Origin of the sequence: Pseudomonas sp. 9Ag (assembly GCF_902506445.1) — a bacterium.
In the GTDB taxonomy this organism is placed as follows: Bacteria; Pseudomonadota; Gammaproteobacteria; order Pseudomonadales; family Pseudomonadaceae; genus Stutzerimonas; species Stutzerimonas stutzeri_AB.
This window is the reverse complement of the sequence record NZ_LR733836.1, coordinates 4314754-4329611: the sequence shown is the minus strand read 5'-3', so window position 1 is coordinate 4329611 and position 14858 is coordinate 4314754. Positions and strand designations below refer to the sequence as shown.

The window sequence follows — 14858 nt, the reverse complement described above, 5'->3', positions numbered from 1 at the left end:
GCTGACCGATATGGTCTGTCGCGGTTATTCAGCCTGCGCTGCTTTGAGCGGTCAGCGCGTTCTGCGCAGCCCAACCCAGCAGCAACTCGGGCGCCATGGGTCGGGCGATGTAATAGCCCTGCCCCTCGTCACACCCCCACTGAGCCACCAGCTCGCAGATCGCCTGGGTTTCGATGCCCTCGGCGACGACGCGCAGCTCCAGGCGCTTGGCCAAGTCGATGATAGTCCGTACCAGCCGCCGATCCTTTTCGTCGTCACTCAGGTTGCGGATGAATGACTGATCGAGCTTGACCGTCGAGGCCGGCAGGTCGCGCAGATAGGTCCAGTTGCTGTAGCCCGTGCCGAAGTCGTCAATGGCCACCTCCACGCCCAGTGAGCGCAAACGCTGCAGCTGGCGGTTGACTTCGCCGGGGTTACGCATCAGCGCGCTTTCGGTGAACTCCACCTCCAGGCTCGTCGGGTTGAGACGCTGGCTGTTCAGCAACTCGATGAGACGGTTGGCAAAGGCCGAGCTGTCCAGGTCCGACGCCGACACGTTGATCGCCACCTTGAACCTGGCCCCCTGGCGTTGCCAGGCTGCCGCCTGCATCACGGCCTGCTCGGCCACCCACAGGCTCAGCTCGCGGATCAGCGCGGTCTTTTCGGCCAGTGGAATGAATTCGGCCGGGCCGATGGCGCCGAGCGTCGGGTGATCCCAACGCAGCAGCGCCTCGACCGATGTACAGCGGCCATCGTTCAGGCTGATGCGCGGCTGGTAGACCAACCGCAGCTGGCCGTCGCCGTGCAGCGCCTCGGCGAGGCCGCTGAGCAGGGTGAAGGCACGCTGCTGCACCGCATCGAGCCGGGATTCATAAGGCGACCAGCCGATGCCACGGTCGCGTGCGTCGTCAGCCGAGGTGATCGCCAGGCGCAGCCAGTCCTGCTCCAGCACGCCGCTGTGCAGCGGCAGCACGCCGAGGCCGATCTGGGTCTTGATCGGAATCGAATTGCACTGCACTGGCGCGTCGAACGCCGCGATGATTCGCTCGTAGAGTTGGGTTAGTTCACCCGACGGCCCGTCCGGGATCAGAAAGGCAAAACGGCTCGGGCTGATGCAATACAGCCCGCACGGGTCGGGAAGCTGCGCTTGCAGCGTCTGCTTCATGCGCAGCATCAGCGCTTGGGCAAAGCTGTGACCCAGCACCTTGATGATGTCGTTCAGCAGCGTCGGCCCGATCACATCGGCCACGACCAATACATTGCTCTGGGAGGTTGAGGCCGCGCGCGCCACGTCATCCTCGAGCCGCGAGCGGTTGAGCAATCCGGTGGATGCGTCGATGAAGTTGGTGCGACGCAGGGTCAGGATGCGCGCCATCGTCAGCTTGGCGAAATGCTCGAGCATCGACAGTTCCTGCGGGGTCATCGCCCGCCGCGGCTGGGTGTCGATGATGCACAGGCTGCCCAGGCCCAGCCCTTCCGGCGTGACCAGGGGCATGCCCGCATAGAAACGAATGCCCGGCTCACCGGTGACCAGCGGGTTGTCCTGGAAACGTGCGTCCCGGGTGGCATCGAGCACCTGGAACGGCTCGTTGGCGAGAATGGCGTAGGCGCAGAAGGAATCCTGTCGCGGCGTTTCCTGCGCCAGCAGCCCGACCCGCGCGGTGAACCACTGGCGCTGTTCGTCGACGATCGAGATCAATGCGATCGGCGCCTGAAAATACTCCGCCACCATGCTCACGATGTGCTCGAACACCTCGTCGGGCGTTGTGTCCAGCCGGCACAACTGCGTCACCTGCAACTGACGCTGCGCTTCATTTATCGGGATTGGAGCACCAGCCATACGATCACTGCCTGGAAATTCAAATGGGCCCGAACCGTCAGCTCGACGTCCGGAATGGGTTGTGCGGAGATCAGGGTCAAGCCCAGGGAATCAGCACAACAGAACCTCTTGCCAACATATCGACCGGTGCGTTTGTTCCTTGACGAGGTGCCGACAAGAGGTGCAGTGGTGTCGGCGTGGGCGTCCTCGTCTCGGATCCACGCTCGCGTATGTGTAGGATTCTCTCTTCGGTGTCGCTCAGGAACGCCTTGGCCGCATCGTTTTCCAAACTTCATCCCTTACAGGTGAATTCGGACCCGGTGGGGTTCAACAGCCGACAACCAGCAGCAGGAACCGCCCACACGCGCGGTGGAGGTTCCAAAGGACGATGCCCGGACATGCCTGACGCGATAAATGAGGTGCCTGCTTTTCTCTCCGGTGGCGGTGAGATGGGGGCGTTGATGCGAAGCCATGACTGGTCGGCCACGCCGTTCGGCCCGATCGAGAGTTGGCCGCAGTCCCTGCGCGCCATGGTCGGCGCTTGTTTGAATTCGCCGCTGCTGGGAACCGTGCTCTGGGGGCCGGAGCTGCGGATGCTCTATAACGACGCTTACGTCTGTTCGATGGCGGACCGACACCCCAACGCCCTCGGCCAGCCCGTGGCGGAGGTCTGGGGCGAAGTCTGGGAGATGGTGGCGCCCCCGTTTGCACATGCGATGCGCACCGGCGAAGGCTTCGCACAGGACCGGGTCGAGCTGCCCATGGTGCGCAACGGCCTGCCGGAGGTCACCTACTGGAACATCAGCGCGACGCCGATTTTCGGCGAAGACGGCCGCATTGTCGGCCTGCTGAATCAGGGCATCGAGATCACGGGGCAGGTGATCGCCGAACAGCAGCGCCTGGTCGCCAAGCAGCAGTTGCGGGACATGAACGAGCAGTTGGCGCACGAGGTTGCCATCCGTACGGAAGAGCGCAACCTGATGTGGGACACCTCGCCCGACCTGATGGTGGTGATCAACTTCGAGGGTATCTTCCAGCGGGTGAACCCGGCGTGGACAGCCTTGCTCGGCTATCAACCCGAAGAACTGATCGGGCATCACATCAACGAATTCATTGTTGAAGAAGACCATCCGTGTACGGTTGACGCCTACCTGGCCGCGGCCGGTGGCCAGCAGGTGCGGATCGTCAACCGCTACCGCCACAAGAACGGGGCGCAGCACTGGATCTCCTGGGTTGCCGCACCGGCAGGTAGCAAGACGTACGCCACCGGCCGAGACATCACCGAGGAAAGGGCGCGACAGGCGCAGCTCGAATCGACCCATGATCAGCTGCGTCAGGCACAGAAAATGGAAGCGGTCGGCCAGCTCACCGGCGGCCTGGCGCATGACTTCAACAACCTGCTGGCGGGCATCTCGGTCAGCCTGGAAATGATCGAGACCCGAATTCGACAAAAGCGCACCGACGAGATCTCGAAATACCTACTGATCGCCCAGGCCGCAACCAAGCGGGCCGCGGCGCTGACACATCGCCTGCTGGCGTTTTCCCGCCGCCAAACCCTGGCACCCAAAGCCATCAATGCCGGTCGGCTGGTCAGCGGCATGCTCGACATGGTGCAGCGCACCGTGGGACCGAATGTCGTCGTCGAGAGCTACTGCGCCGGCGATTTGTGGACGGCGCTGGTCGATCCGTCACAGCTGGAAAACGCCCTGCTCAACCTCTGCCTCAATGCCCGCGACGCGATGCCCGAAGGCGGACGCATCACGGTCGAAACCGGCAACCGCGTGTTCGATACCCAGAGCGCCCGACAGCAGGAGATTCCCGAGGGCGAATACCTGGCGATCCGGGTCACTGACACCGGCACAGGCATGCCGCCCGAAGTACTGGACAAGGCGTTCGAGCCCTTCTTCACCACCAAGCCGATGGGCGAAGGCACGGGCCTCGGCCTGTCGATGATTTACGGATTCGCGCAGCAGTCCGGGGGCCAGGTACGTATCCGTTCCCAACTGGGCGCTGGCACCACTGTCAGCCTCTACCTGCCACGCTACCTCGGCACCGCAGACCGCGATACTGGCTCGCGCGGTTTGCCGCCCGTGCTGCCCGCCCAGCGAGGCGAGACCGTGCTGGTCGTCGATGATGAACCGACGGTGCGGCTGCTGATTACCGACCTGCTGGCAGATCTCGGCTATCGCGCCATTGTCGTTGCCGACGCGGTGGCGGGGCTCGAAGTGCTGCAGTCCAGCGTGCGCATCGACCTGCTGCTGACCGACGTTGGCCTGCCGGGCGGCATGAACGGCCTGCAGCTCGCCAACGCCGGTCGTCTCAGTCGTCCTGATCTGCGGGTGTTGTTCATCACCGGGTATGCCGAGAATGCGCTGTTCCACAGCGGCCAGCTGGAGCCCGGCATGGCGGTGCTTACCAAGCCGTTCTCGGTCAACAACCTGGCCGAGCGGATGCACGAGCTCATCGGACAGTCAGCCGCGCTGCGTGGCTGAATTCCTACCCTTTCGCTAGGACTTTCGTCGGGTAACCTGGTTTGCACTGGAACCATCTGCCCGCTCCTTGCCTCTGCTGAATACCCGGTGAGAAAACACCGAACCAAGCCGAGATGCCGCAATAGGCGTCTCGCCCAGCACAATGAGGGTAAAGACATGGCTGACGAACAACGTATCCGCGAACGCGCCCATGAAATCTGGGAAGCCAAGGGCCGTCCCGACGGGCAGGAGCAAGAGAACTGGGCGCAAGCGCGCGACGAGATGGAGCCTTTCTACAAGGAAGGCGATGCCACCGCTGGCAGCGTCGAAAGCAGTGTCGCGATTCCCATGCCCAAGCAGCCGGAAGGCGAACGCTGATCGGCTGAGTCGTCGGGGCGCGGTGTGTCAGCGCCGGCTCCGACGCCAGGCACCACCGTTTCGCAGCTGCTACGGCAGACCGCGCCTTCCTCCTCTTGGTCATTCGTTCCGATGGTAAATCTCGACTTCAAGGCCATTTTCCAGGCCGTGCCCAATCTGCACCTCATTCTTTCGCCTGAGCCGTCATTTATCATTCTGGCGGCGAGCGATGCGCAGTTACGTGCGACCAATACGCGCCGGGAAGACATTGTTGGGCGGCCGGTTTTTGAGGTGTTCCGCAAGAATCCTGAAGAACCTCACGAGTTCGGCACCAGCGTGCTGCGCGCCTCTCTCGAGCGAGTACTGCAGACCGGTATACCGGATCGCATGGCCATTACCCGCTACGACATTCCTCGGCCCGAGTGCGAAGGTGGCGGCTTCGAGCTGCGCTATTGGCGCCCGCTCAACGTACCGGTGCTGGACGAGCACGGCGATTTGCTCTGCATCATCCATCAGGTCGATGACGTGACCGAGCAGGTGCTCAGCGAGGATCGCACTACGCTTAGCCATACCAACGAGCGCTTCCGCGCCGCGCTGCAGGCCTCTGGCACGGGTACGTTCAATTGGTATCTGAATGATGGCAGCCTGCAGTTCGATAGCTCACTGCAACAGATGTTCGGGCTCGCCTTGGGCCAAAGGCTCGACAGCCTTGAACGGCTCATCGAGCACGTGCACGGTGATGACCGCGAGCGGGTGCAGCAGGCCTTTGCTCGCTACGCGCAGGCGCTCGATGGGGTGGTCGAGTTCCGCCTGGCCAATACCACCCCGGAGACCTGGTTGGCCTGCAAGGCCAAAGCCTTTCGCGACGCCACCGGCAAGCTTGCCTACATTGCCGGTGCCTGCACCGACATCAGCGCACGCAAGCGAGCCGAACAGGCCCAGCGGGTCAGCGAGCACCGCCTGCGCCAGCTCAACGAAACCCTTGAAGCCCGCGTCGCCGCGGAAGTCAGCGAGCGCAGCCGCACCGAACAGGCGTTGCGTCAGGCCCAGAAGATGGAGGCCGTCGGCCAGCTCACAGGCGGCATCGCCCATGACTTCAACAACCTGCTGACCGGCATCATCGGCAGCCTCGACCTCATGCAGCGACGTTATCGGCGTGGCGAAGTGGCGGATGTCGAGCGTTACATCGATGCTGCTGTGACTTCAGCGCAGCGGGCAGCGGCCCTGACGCAACGGCTGCTGGCGTTCTCTCGCCAGCAGGCGCTCGACCTCAAGCCGGTCGACGTCAACCAGCTGGTCGCCTCGCTGGAAGACCTGCTCCACCGCACCACCGGCGAGAATGTCGCGGTCGTCACCCAGCTCAGTGCGGGGCTGCCGCCCGCCTGCATGGACGTGAATCAGCTCGAAAACGCCGTCATCAACCTTGTCATCAACGCGCGCGATGCCATGCCGCACGGCGGCCGCATCACCCTCTCTACGGCCAGCTTCCACCTGGGCAGCGAGCCGGACCCCAGCCGTCGCGGCCTGACCGAGGGCGACTACGTGCTGCTGACGGTCAGCGACACCGGCGTTGGCATGACGCCGGACGTGATCGAGCGCGCGTTCGAGCCCTTCTTCACCACCAAGCCGATCGGCAAGGGCACCGGCCTCGGGCTCTCGATGATCTATGGCTACATCAAACAGGCCAAGGGCTACATACACATCGAGTCTCAGCCTTACGGCGGCACGCAGGTGCACCTCTACCTGCCCGTTCACCATGGCGAGATGAGCACTGTAGAAGTGGCGCCCGAGCGAACGCCACAAGGTACCGGCGAAACGATTCTGGTGGTCGAAGACGAACCCGTGGTCCGCTCGCTGGTGGTCGAAGTGCTCAATGACCTGGGCTACGAGACGCTGGAAGCCGGCGAAGCCTCCGAGGCGCTGTTGATCACCGAAAGCCCACAGCGAATCGACCTGATGGTCTCCGACGTCGGCCTACCCGGCATGAACGGCCGGCAGCTGGCCGAAATCGTCCGCCAGCAACGTCCCGGGCTGAAAGTGCTCTTCGCCACCGGCTATGCCGAAAGCTTCGCCGCCAATGACCTGCTTGGCCCGGACATGGCGGTGATGACCAAACCGTTCGCCATCGACGCCTTTGCCCTCAAGGTCGGGGAAATGCTGAGTCCGCATGGCCGTTGAGCTGCGCCCGCAGCAGCGCGGTTCGGGCACAGGTTTGCTGAATCGCGCCAGCCGCGCCTAGCCGTTGCGCTACGTTTCAGTGAAGCGCAACGCTTGCGCTGAACAATCAAGGTTGGCGCCGCGCCACGCGGGCACTACCGTGTACCGACCAGACCATTCAATCAACGCGGCCACATAGCCCCAGTGAACTGCTAGCGAGCGAACATCAGGCTGCTCGGAACGCAGCATGGCTGAGCGCAGCAGGCTCACAGGTCCGGCCCCTCGAAAGGAGAAACAGCTGATGAGTGCAGAAACCATGCGACATATCGATCACCGTCCCGGCGGCGGCGCCGAGTGCCTGCGGATGGCCGAAGGGCCCGTGCCTGAGCCCGGCCCGCAGGATGTGCTGGTGCGTGTGGCCTACGCCGGCATCAACCGCCCGGACGTGTTCCAGCGCTCCGGCAGCTACCCGCCTCCGCCTGACGCCTCGCCGCTGCTCGGCCTGGAAATCTCCGGTGAAATCGTCGCGCTCGGCGCTGACGTCAGCGGCTGGAAGGTCGGCGATCAGGTCTGCGCCCTCACCCCTGGCGGTGGCTACGCCGAATACTGCGTTGCCCCGGCTGAACACTGCCTGCCGGTGCCCGCCGGGCTGTCACTGTTGGAAGCGGCCGCCCTGCCGGAAACCTACTTCACCGTGTGGAGCAACGTGTTCGAGCGCGGTCGCCTGCAACCCGGTGAAGCCTTCCTGGTGCACGGCGGCTCCAGCGGCATCGGCCTGACCGCCATCCAACTGGCCAAGCAGTTCGGCGCCACCGTCTTCACCACCGTTGGCAGCAGCGAAAAGGCCGACGCCTGCCGGCGTGCCGGTGCGGACCGGGTGATCAACTACCACGAAGAAGACTTCGTCGAAGTCCTCAAGCAAGCCACCGACGGCAACGGCGTCGACGTCATCCTCGACATGGTCGGCGGCGACTACATCCCCCGCAACATCAAATCCCTCGCTGTAGAGGGCCGCCTGGTGCAGATCGCCTTCCTCAAGGGCAGCCGCGTCGAACTCGACACCATGCCTATCATGCGCAAGCGCCTGACCTTCACCGGCTCCACCCTGCGCCCACGAAGCCGCGAGGAAAAAGCCGACATCGCCAAGGCGCTGCACGACAAGGTATGGCCCCTCCTCGACCAGGGCCTCTGCCACCCCGTGATCCACGCCACCTTCCCCCTCGATCAAGCCGCCGAAGCGCACCGGCTGATGGAAAGCAGCAAACACATTGGGAAGATTATGTTGGCGGTTGGGCGCTAGACACGAGGACGGGCCGGTAATGCTCCGGCCCTTGCTGTGTTTGAACCAGATGCCGAAGGAAAGGAATGGTGCGCATCCAGCTGAAAAACTCATGGTGTATAACATTCCGGACGGGTGCCGATAACGTTGTAACGCCTATACTAGAGCTGTTCGGATAGGCGTAGAAGGAATGTTATACACCTCGCCCGTTCGGCGTCTTATACACCAAATGGTGGCTAATATAGTTGTAAGCCAAGAGAGAAAAATGTTTGAGCCTGATAACGTCTTTGAAAGACGTGAGTTTGAGTTGAAGGAGCAGTGGCACTTCATTGAGCACTTACGAGGCGCAGAGATTCATTGGTTTTTCATTCAAGCCGTCAAAGCATTACAGAATGAGTTATATATCCCTGCATGCTCATGCTTTCTTAACGGAATTGAAGCATCCATGCGTATAACCATGGCTCAATCCGGAAATAAATCAAACATTACAGCGCTTTCGCCCTACAAGTTACTAAGCAACAATCTCATAAATGCTGCCAAAGAACTTAGCATCCCTGTAGGTTCTCTGGCCTTCGACAATGAGCCTGACTTCGCAGCAAAGCTGGCATCCGAAAAGCCAAATCGCATTGATGTTGAGCTTGTTCGCAACCGTCACAATATCTGCCATGGCAATATTCTCGAATTCATAAATTCGGATTTAGGCGAAGAAAATCGTTTTTTCACTCCAGAATGTCTTCGCAACCTTGCGCATCAGCTGCACCGCATATCAAATTCATGGGTTGTTGATTTAGGGAAATATCGTGATGGCGTGCTTGGCTTATAATAATGCGATCAAATCGCTCACTTCGTTCGCTGGGACGGCGTTCCGCCGCCCCTTAGCTTAATCGTTAGGCTCTATATGTACGCTGTCGACCCACACGACTCTCTTGTCCCTATCTTTGTAGAACACCTAAGCTCAGGAAAAGTTGAGCAGGTTGGAACCGGTATCTTTATAGAATTCCAAGGAGCCCCTTTTCTTTTCACCGCAGCGCACGTTACAGATATAACTGAGTACGGGAGTTTGATGGCCCCGACCGCCAACGGCATATCTGCAATTGATGGGTACATGGCATATGTGGACTTGCTGCCTGAAAGCAACAGATCGGAAGACACCGTAGATATAGCTTATTTCAGGCTCACCCAACCTTCGCTAGAAGCCTACTTGCTTATTTCAAGCCTTTACATCAGTCAAGATGCGAAATCATCCATAACGCAACTGAGTTAAAGATGTACTCAATTTGTGGCTACCCAGCAAGCAAATCGCGCCAAAATGGTGATGTTTTTAGCTCAGAGTTTGCATCCTACCGTGGCCTTTCGGCCACAAACGAAACATACAATGAACTGAATTTAACTAGTGATTTCAGCATCATCATTCGATTTCGTAAAAAAAACGCCATCTCCCCAATCGATGGCAAAAAAATGAACCCGCTTAGTCCGCGCGGTGTAAGTGGTGGCGGGATATTCTCTTGGCCCGCCGGTCATGAGCTTTCAAACGACTGGTCTCTCACTCGCTTAGTAGGAATATTTCATACCTATAAAGAAAGAAAAGGTTTAATGATTGGAACCAGCCTATTATCGGTTGTCACCGCAGTACAGCTTGGGGCAATGAAGAATTATGGTGGCACTGAGTAATGGCCAAGCCTAACAACTCGTTCAAATCGCTCGCTTCGCTCACTGGGACGGCTAAAGCCCGCCCCTTAACCAAACGTTAGAGATACAGCCATGGCTGAGTGGGAAAATCCAAAAATATTTGGTTCAAGCTATGGGCCTGAAATTGAAATTGTAAGGCTAGATCTATATAGGTTGCTTAACCAATTTCTTGCTAGCCGTCGTTTGTCTGAAATGTGTGCGGACGATCCTTATCTAAACCACGCTATGTATGCACTTGATCATTTCTTCGAAGTTGAAGCTACTCGAATCCTTTTAACTTCTGCTGTGATTGCTAGAGTTATCGATGATAGAGATGGCGATCTTAAGAACTACGATAGTAACTGTGGAAGTCTTATAAAAAACCTGGACAACCCTAATAACGTCACAGGTCTGAATCTCAGAGAAGCTTGCAATAAGATAATCCACGCTAAAACTATAAAGTACGATGTTGAAGTGGAACGTCAAGGCTATGACCAAAGGTTGTTCAACCCTTATATCTACTACTACGGTAGCTTAAACGGAAAAAGTTGGAAGGCTATCCTCAATATCGTGGATTATGTAAAAAACTATACTGACAATGTCGTTTAAAATCTCTACAAGCAAAGCCAGCAGACCAAGCAAGCGTTTAACGGCCTGCTGCTTTGAGCGTTAGGCTCATTTGGAAGATTATGGATAGCCCAGTTCCCGACCTTACGGATACGCAACTCATTCGGGTTATTCAGTCGTGCGGAGACTTCCAACAAGCTCTATCCGCCCTGACATTCCTGCAAGAAGAGTGCGACTACGCGGCAAGATACTCTATAGCGGAACTACGCAAGTTTCAGTGCTACGAGAATTCTGCCATTGTTGCATTTGCGCGCCCTTTTGAAGTTTCCCGAGGTCGTACCACGCTCGGCTTACGCGCCGTCGGCGTGCAGTTAAACGCGGCCGAGGAGCGACTAAAGAGCGAGGTCCTTGACCTTCGCCGCAAGGTAGTCGCCCACTCAGATGAAGAGCGGATGCACTTCAAAATTTCCACAACTCAACCGTTGGCAGATTCTCCTATCAAACTTCCACTCCTTCTCTTTCAAGAGTCCTTACGACTTGAGTCAGGTGAAACTGAAGAGCTAGTGGCACTCCTGTGCAAGCTCATTCGTGCCTTATCTGAAACTATTTTCGCTATAGCGCAGCGCCAGCCCGAGCGACTCAATGTCTACAAAACGCCTGGTAATTAATGCGCCAGGAGCCATGGGCAAGGCTTAACAAAGAAAAGGGGACAGATTTATTTATTCGGCGCTTTTCCCGTCCGCTAACTCCGTTATCTGTTTAACCGCTGCACGAATCACCGCGAAAACCCAATAGCTCATCGCTGCCCCGTCCAGTGAGGTAGCCTGGACGAAACGCGTGGAAAAGGCTCCGCCGTTTTCCACCCTACGATGCCGAGGTCCGGCGGAGCAGGCGAGGGTGGTGGCGTAGGGTGGACAACGCTTCGCTTGTCCACGCGTTGCTGCCTGATGGTAACGCCTGGGTAAAAGGACCGATTTTTTCTCCTGCCGTTATTTGCCGGGTCGCCTATGTCCTACCTTCGCGGCCCGCTCGCTTTATCACAAGGTGACCTGACATGAACCACGCCTTTTCTGTCCTCCCCCAAAGCTTCGTGATCGCCCAGTTGGAGCGGGATGCTGACCTGCCGAACGCGGTTTTGGCGTCACCAGGCTTTATGTCGATCACCCGGACGGATGATGAGCTTTCGATTGTCTGCGCTGAGGGCGTCGCAACCGGTTTAGCCCGAGTGGACAGCGATTGGCGCGCGATCAAGGTGCAGGGGCCGTTCGCCTTTGATCAGACGGGTGTCCTGGCCTCCTTGCTTGATCCGCTCGCGGCTGCCGCTATCGGCATTTTCGCGGTGAGCACCTTCGATACCGACTACATCTTGATCAAGTCGATGAATCTCGAAAATGCCGTGGAGGTTTTGAAAGACGCGGGTCACCGCCTCCTGGACTGATAACACTGAGTTGGGAAAAGCGAACGGCTATCTACCTTTCAGGTAGCTTGCTTCATAACACCCTGTCACTTTCTTCGACGTTGCCTCCCAATTCCCCAAGGTGCGAAGCCATGCAGCTAACGACACTGCTCGTCCCAACCTACACGCAAATGCTCAAAACTCTCGCAGGCTGGCTAAAGAAGGCCCAGGCCCAGCTACCGGAAACAGAGACACAAGCACTGTTATCCGCACGTTTGGCGCCCGACATGTATCCGCTGTCGACGCAGGTTCGCTTTGCCTGTGTGCAGGCGCGAGAAGCCATGTGCCGGCTGAGGGGAGAGGCGTTTCCGCCTGCTATCAACGAGCTACTCAATGAGGGACGTCAGGCGGTCAAAAGCCCCGGATCGCTCGCTGAAGCTTACGCCCGGATCAATGAGACGGTGGCGGTGCTCGACCGCCTTGCAGGCGATGCGCTCGATGTGGATGGGGATAAGCCCATCGCCCATGAACTTCCGAACGGGATGGTGCTGGATCTCACCGCAGACCAGTACGCCCGTGACTGGACGCTGGGCCAGTTCTATTTTCACGTCATGACTGCGTATTCGATCTTGCGTAAAGAAGGCATCAATCTCGGCAAGGCGGACTACGTGGCGCACATGCTGCCCTATGTGCGTCCTGAAACCATTCCGAAGGGCTAGCTAGATAGCCCGGACGTGGGCGTGGAAAAGGCTCCGCCGTTTTCCACCCTACGCAGCGTCCGGGCTTCGGCAGAGCAGGCGGCTGAAGTAGCGTGGACAACGCTTCGTTTGCCACCCGAGACCCACAGCTTCTGCCGAGGGCGCTGTAAAGCGCTATGCGAACTCTGGACGCTCAAGCCTTAAAAACGCCGTGAGCTCGCTTTTCTTGGCCATGGCGTCCTGGTAACCCAGTTCGATCAGCTCGCTGCAGTAGCCGAGTTCGAACAACAGATAACTCAACAGCCCACCGCCGCCTTCGCGTGTGCCGCCAGGGCCGCGCAGGAAAAGTCTCAGGGCCGCAGGCATTTCGTGCCGATGGCGGGCGGCGATCTTGTCCAGCGGTTGGCTGGGCGAAATCACCAGCACCTCGATGGGCGTCAGGCCATAGGCGCGCTTCCGTTGTTCGATAGGCACCAGTTTCCCCAGTAGATTTAGGCGCTCCAGCAGCTCGATATCACTCTCCACGTTGTCGATGAAGGTACTGTTGAGCATGTGCCCGGCGATTTGCGCCAGGCTCGGGATGGTGCCTGTCGGCCTTGGTGTTGGCGCGGTCTTGGTCTGGTCATCTATCGGGTTGCCACTGACCCCGACCACCAGTACACGTGTAGCGCCCAGATGGAGGGCGGGGCTGATCGGTGCGGTCTGGCGTACCGCGCCATCACCAAAATACTCGCGGTTGATCTTGACCGGCTCAAAGATCAGCGGAATGGCAGAGCTGGCCAGCAAATGGGGAATAGCCAGGCGGGTCGGCACACCCACCCGACGATGGCGGAGCCATGGGTCAATGGCGCCATGGCCCTGATAGAAGGTCACCGCCTCGGCCGACTCGTAGCCGAATGCCGTCACCGCTATCGCGCGCAGTTGCCGATGGCGCATTGCCGCGGCGATTCCCGAGAAATCCAGTTCGCGTTCGAGCAGCCTGGCCAGGGGCGAACTATCGAGCAGCGCAACGGGCGCTTGCTTGCCAATACCGAGCACGCTGTGGCCAATGAAACGGCTGGCTTGGTGCAACACACCCGGCCAGTCGCTGCGGTACACCTGATCGGTATGAATACTGCGCCACACGTTGCTCAGCCGCCGCACCGCCTCGCAAAAGTGCAGGGCGCCACACGCCAGGCTGACGGCATTGATCGCACCCGCCGAGGTGCCGACGATCACGGGGAACGGGTTGCGTGAAGAATCGGGCAGCAGATCGGCAATCGCGGAAAGCACGCCAACCTGATACGCCGCTCGTGCGCCACCGCCCGAGAGAATGAGCCCAGTGGTACCTGGGTTGGTTGCAGTGTCCTCGGTCATCAATGATTCCAGTTCGGGGTTTTCGGTAGAGCTAGGGCTCGCACATGAAAAACGAAGAACAGATTACTGAAAAAGGGGGGCAGTCACCCGCCGGCGAAGGCAGTAAACGTAGGGTGGGCTTTAGCCCACCGGAGGGGTGGGGTTTGACGGTGGGCTGAAGCCCACCCTACGAGTACGTGCGTGGCTGACCAATATTTGTGAACCTGAACTGAATAGCCCAGCCATTCCCACTCACCCGGTGCGCTTCGAACCGTTCCGCATGCTTGCCGTATCATGCCCGCCCCGTAGCCGCTTCTGACCTCCACCCCATGACCACCCTCGAACTCATCGCCTCCGCCCTCGGTGTGCTCGCCGTCTGGCTTACCGTCCGCCAGAACCCGCTGTGCTGGCCCATCGGGTTGGTGATGGTGTCGCTGTATGCCTGGTTCTTTTTCGAGGTGCGGTTGTATTCGCAGGTGCTGCTCAACGGGGTGTTTGCGGCCATGCAGGTTTATGGGTGGTGGCAGTGGACGCGGGGTAGCGGCAGTGACGGCGGTCGGCCGGTGGTGGGCGCGACGGCCCTGGAGGTCGGCGTTGGGCTTGTTGTCGCGGTGCTGGGGAGTGTTGGGCTGGGTGTGCTGATGGCGACCGCTACCGAAGCGGCCTATCCCTGGCCGGATGCAACGCTCACGGCCTTCAGCCTGCTGGCGCAGCTGTGGATGGCGCTCAAGCGCTGGCAGTGCTGGATGCTGTGGATTGTGGTGGACACGCTTTACGTGGCCTTCTTTGTCTTTCAGGAATACTGGCTCACCGCAGGGCTGTATGGGTTGTTCACGTTGCTGGCGGTGATGGGCCTGCGCGCATGGCGGCAGGCGAGGGCGGCGGTTCATGAACACGCGGCGCCCGCAGACAGTTAACGATGTAGGGTGGGTTTTTAGCCCACCGGAACGGTGTTGGGCCGAGGGTGGTGGGCTGAAGCCCACCCTACGGATAAGGGCCAGCGGCCCCGGTGTCGTAGACCTGATGAACAGGCCCAACTAGTCCCAGCCTGGCTGGCGCACTTTAAGCTCTTCTTGCACGCCTAAATTGGCAGGCCTGTCCACTTTCGGCACGAGGCGCATTTCCGACCAGG

At 59.4% G+C, this 14858-nt stretch carries 13 protein-coding genes; 11 read left to right on the top strand and 2 right to left on the bottom strand.

Annotated features, from left to right (window positions below):
* Positions 1 to 28: 28 nt before the first annotated feature.
* A complete protein-coding gene (locus ALTERO38_RS19870; RefSeq protein WP_159969448.1) occupies positions 29 to 1819 on the bottom strand; it encodes a sensor domain-containing phosphodiesterase in 1791 nt (596 codons plus the stop codon).
* Positions 1820 to 2196: 377 nt separating this feature from the next.
* On the opposite strand from ALTERO38_RS19870, the gene ALTERO38_RS19865 reads away from it, so the two are divergent.
* From ALTERO38_RS19865 to ALTERO38_RS19820, 10 genes are all read left to right on the top strand, one after another.
* On the top strand, positions 2197 to 4290 hold the full coding sequence (locus ALTERO38_RS19865) for a PAS domain-containing sensor histidine kinase (RefSeq protein ID WP_256663925.1): 2094 nt from the start codon (positions 2197 to 2199) through the stop codon (positions 4288 to 4290).
* Positions 4291 to 4446: 156 nt separating this feature from the next.
* Entirely contained in the window at positions 4447 to 4647 is a 201-nt protein-coding gene (locus ALTERO38_RS19860; protein ID WP_159969447.1) for a DUF2934 domain-containing protein, read from the top strand.
* A 111-nt stretch (positions 4648 to 4758) separates the two neighbouring features.
* Positions 4759 to 6804, top strand: coding sequence for a hybrid sensor histidine kinase/response regulator (locus ALTERO38_RS19855; RefSeq protein ID WP_159969446.1), 2046 nt, complete (start codon positions 4759 to 4761; stop codon positions 6802 to 6804).
* A 280-nt stretch (positions 6805 to 7084) separates the two neighbouring features.
* The gene (locus ALTERO38_RS19850; protein ID WP_159969445.1) at positions 7085 to 8083 is read left to right on the top strand and encodes an NAD(P)H-quinone oxidoreductase; all 999 of its coding nucleotides are present in this window, start codon (positions 7085 to 7087) and stop codon (positions 8081 to 8083) included.
* A gap of 244 nt (positions 8084 to 8327) precedes the next feature.
* Entirely contained in the window at positions 8328 to 8885 is a 558-nt protein-coding gene (locus ALTERO38_RS19845; protein ID WP_159969444.1) for a hypothetical protein, read from the top strand.
* Positions 8886 to 9328: 443 nt separating this feature from the next.
* Positions 9329 to 9733, top strand: a complete 405-nt coding sequence (locus ALTERO38_RS19840) for a hypothetical protein (protein ID WP_159969443.1) — start codon at positions 9329 to 9331, stop codon at positions 9731 to 9733.
* Between the two features lie 90 nt (positions 9734 to 9823).
* Positions 9824 to 10339, top strand: a complete 516-nt coding sequence (locus tag ALTERO38_RS19835) for a hypothetical protein (RefSeq protein WP_159969442.1) — start codon at positions 9824 to 9826, stop codon at positions 10337 to 10339.
* 80 nt (positions 10340 to 10419) lie between these two features.
* Positions 10420 to 10965: a hypothetical protein gene (locus tag ALTERO38_RS19830; protein WP_159969441.1), complete on the top strand. Its 546-nt coding sequence runs from the start codon at positions 10420 to 10422 to the stop codon at positions 10963 to 10965.
* 386 nt (positions 10966 to 11351) lie between these two features.
* Complete coding sequence (locus ALTERO38_RS19825; protein WP_159969440.1) at positions 11352 to 11735, top strand: ACT domain-containing protein; 384 nt, start codon at positions 11352 to 11354, stop codon at positions 11733 to 11735.
* Positions 11736 to 11845: 110 nt separating this feature from the next.
* A complete protein-coding gene (locus ALTERO38_RS19820; protein WP_159969439.1) occupies positions 11846 to 12412 on the top strand; it encodes a DUF1993 family protein in 567 nt (188 codons plus the stop codon).
* A gap of 153 nt (positions 12413 to 12565) precedes the next feature.
* Here the strand turns inward: ALTERO38_RS19820 and ALTERO38_RS19815 are convergent, their stop codons facing one another.
* Positions 12566 to 13747: a patatin-like phospholipase family protein gene (locus ALTERO38_RS19815; protein ID WP_159969438.1), complete on the bottom strand. Its 1182-nt coding sequence runs from the start codon at positions 13745 to 13747 to the stop codon at positions 12566 to 12568.
* A gap of 308 nt (positions 13748 to 14055) precedes the next feature.
* Here ALTERO38_RS19815 and pnuC point away from each other — a divergent pair, with 308 nt between their 5' ends.
* Positions 14056 to 14643 (top strand): nicotinamide riboside transporter PnuC, encoded by a 588-nt coding sequence (pnuC, locus tag ALTERO38_RS19810; RefSeq protein WP_159969437.1) that lies wholly within the window; start codon positions 14056 to 14058, stop codon positions 14641 to 14643.
* Positions 14644 to 14858 lie beyond the last annotated feature (215 nt).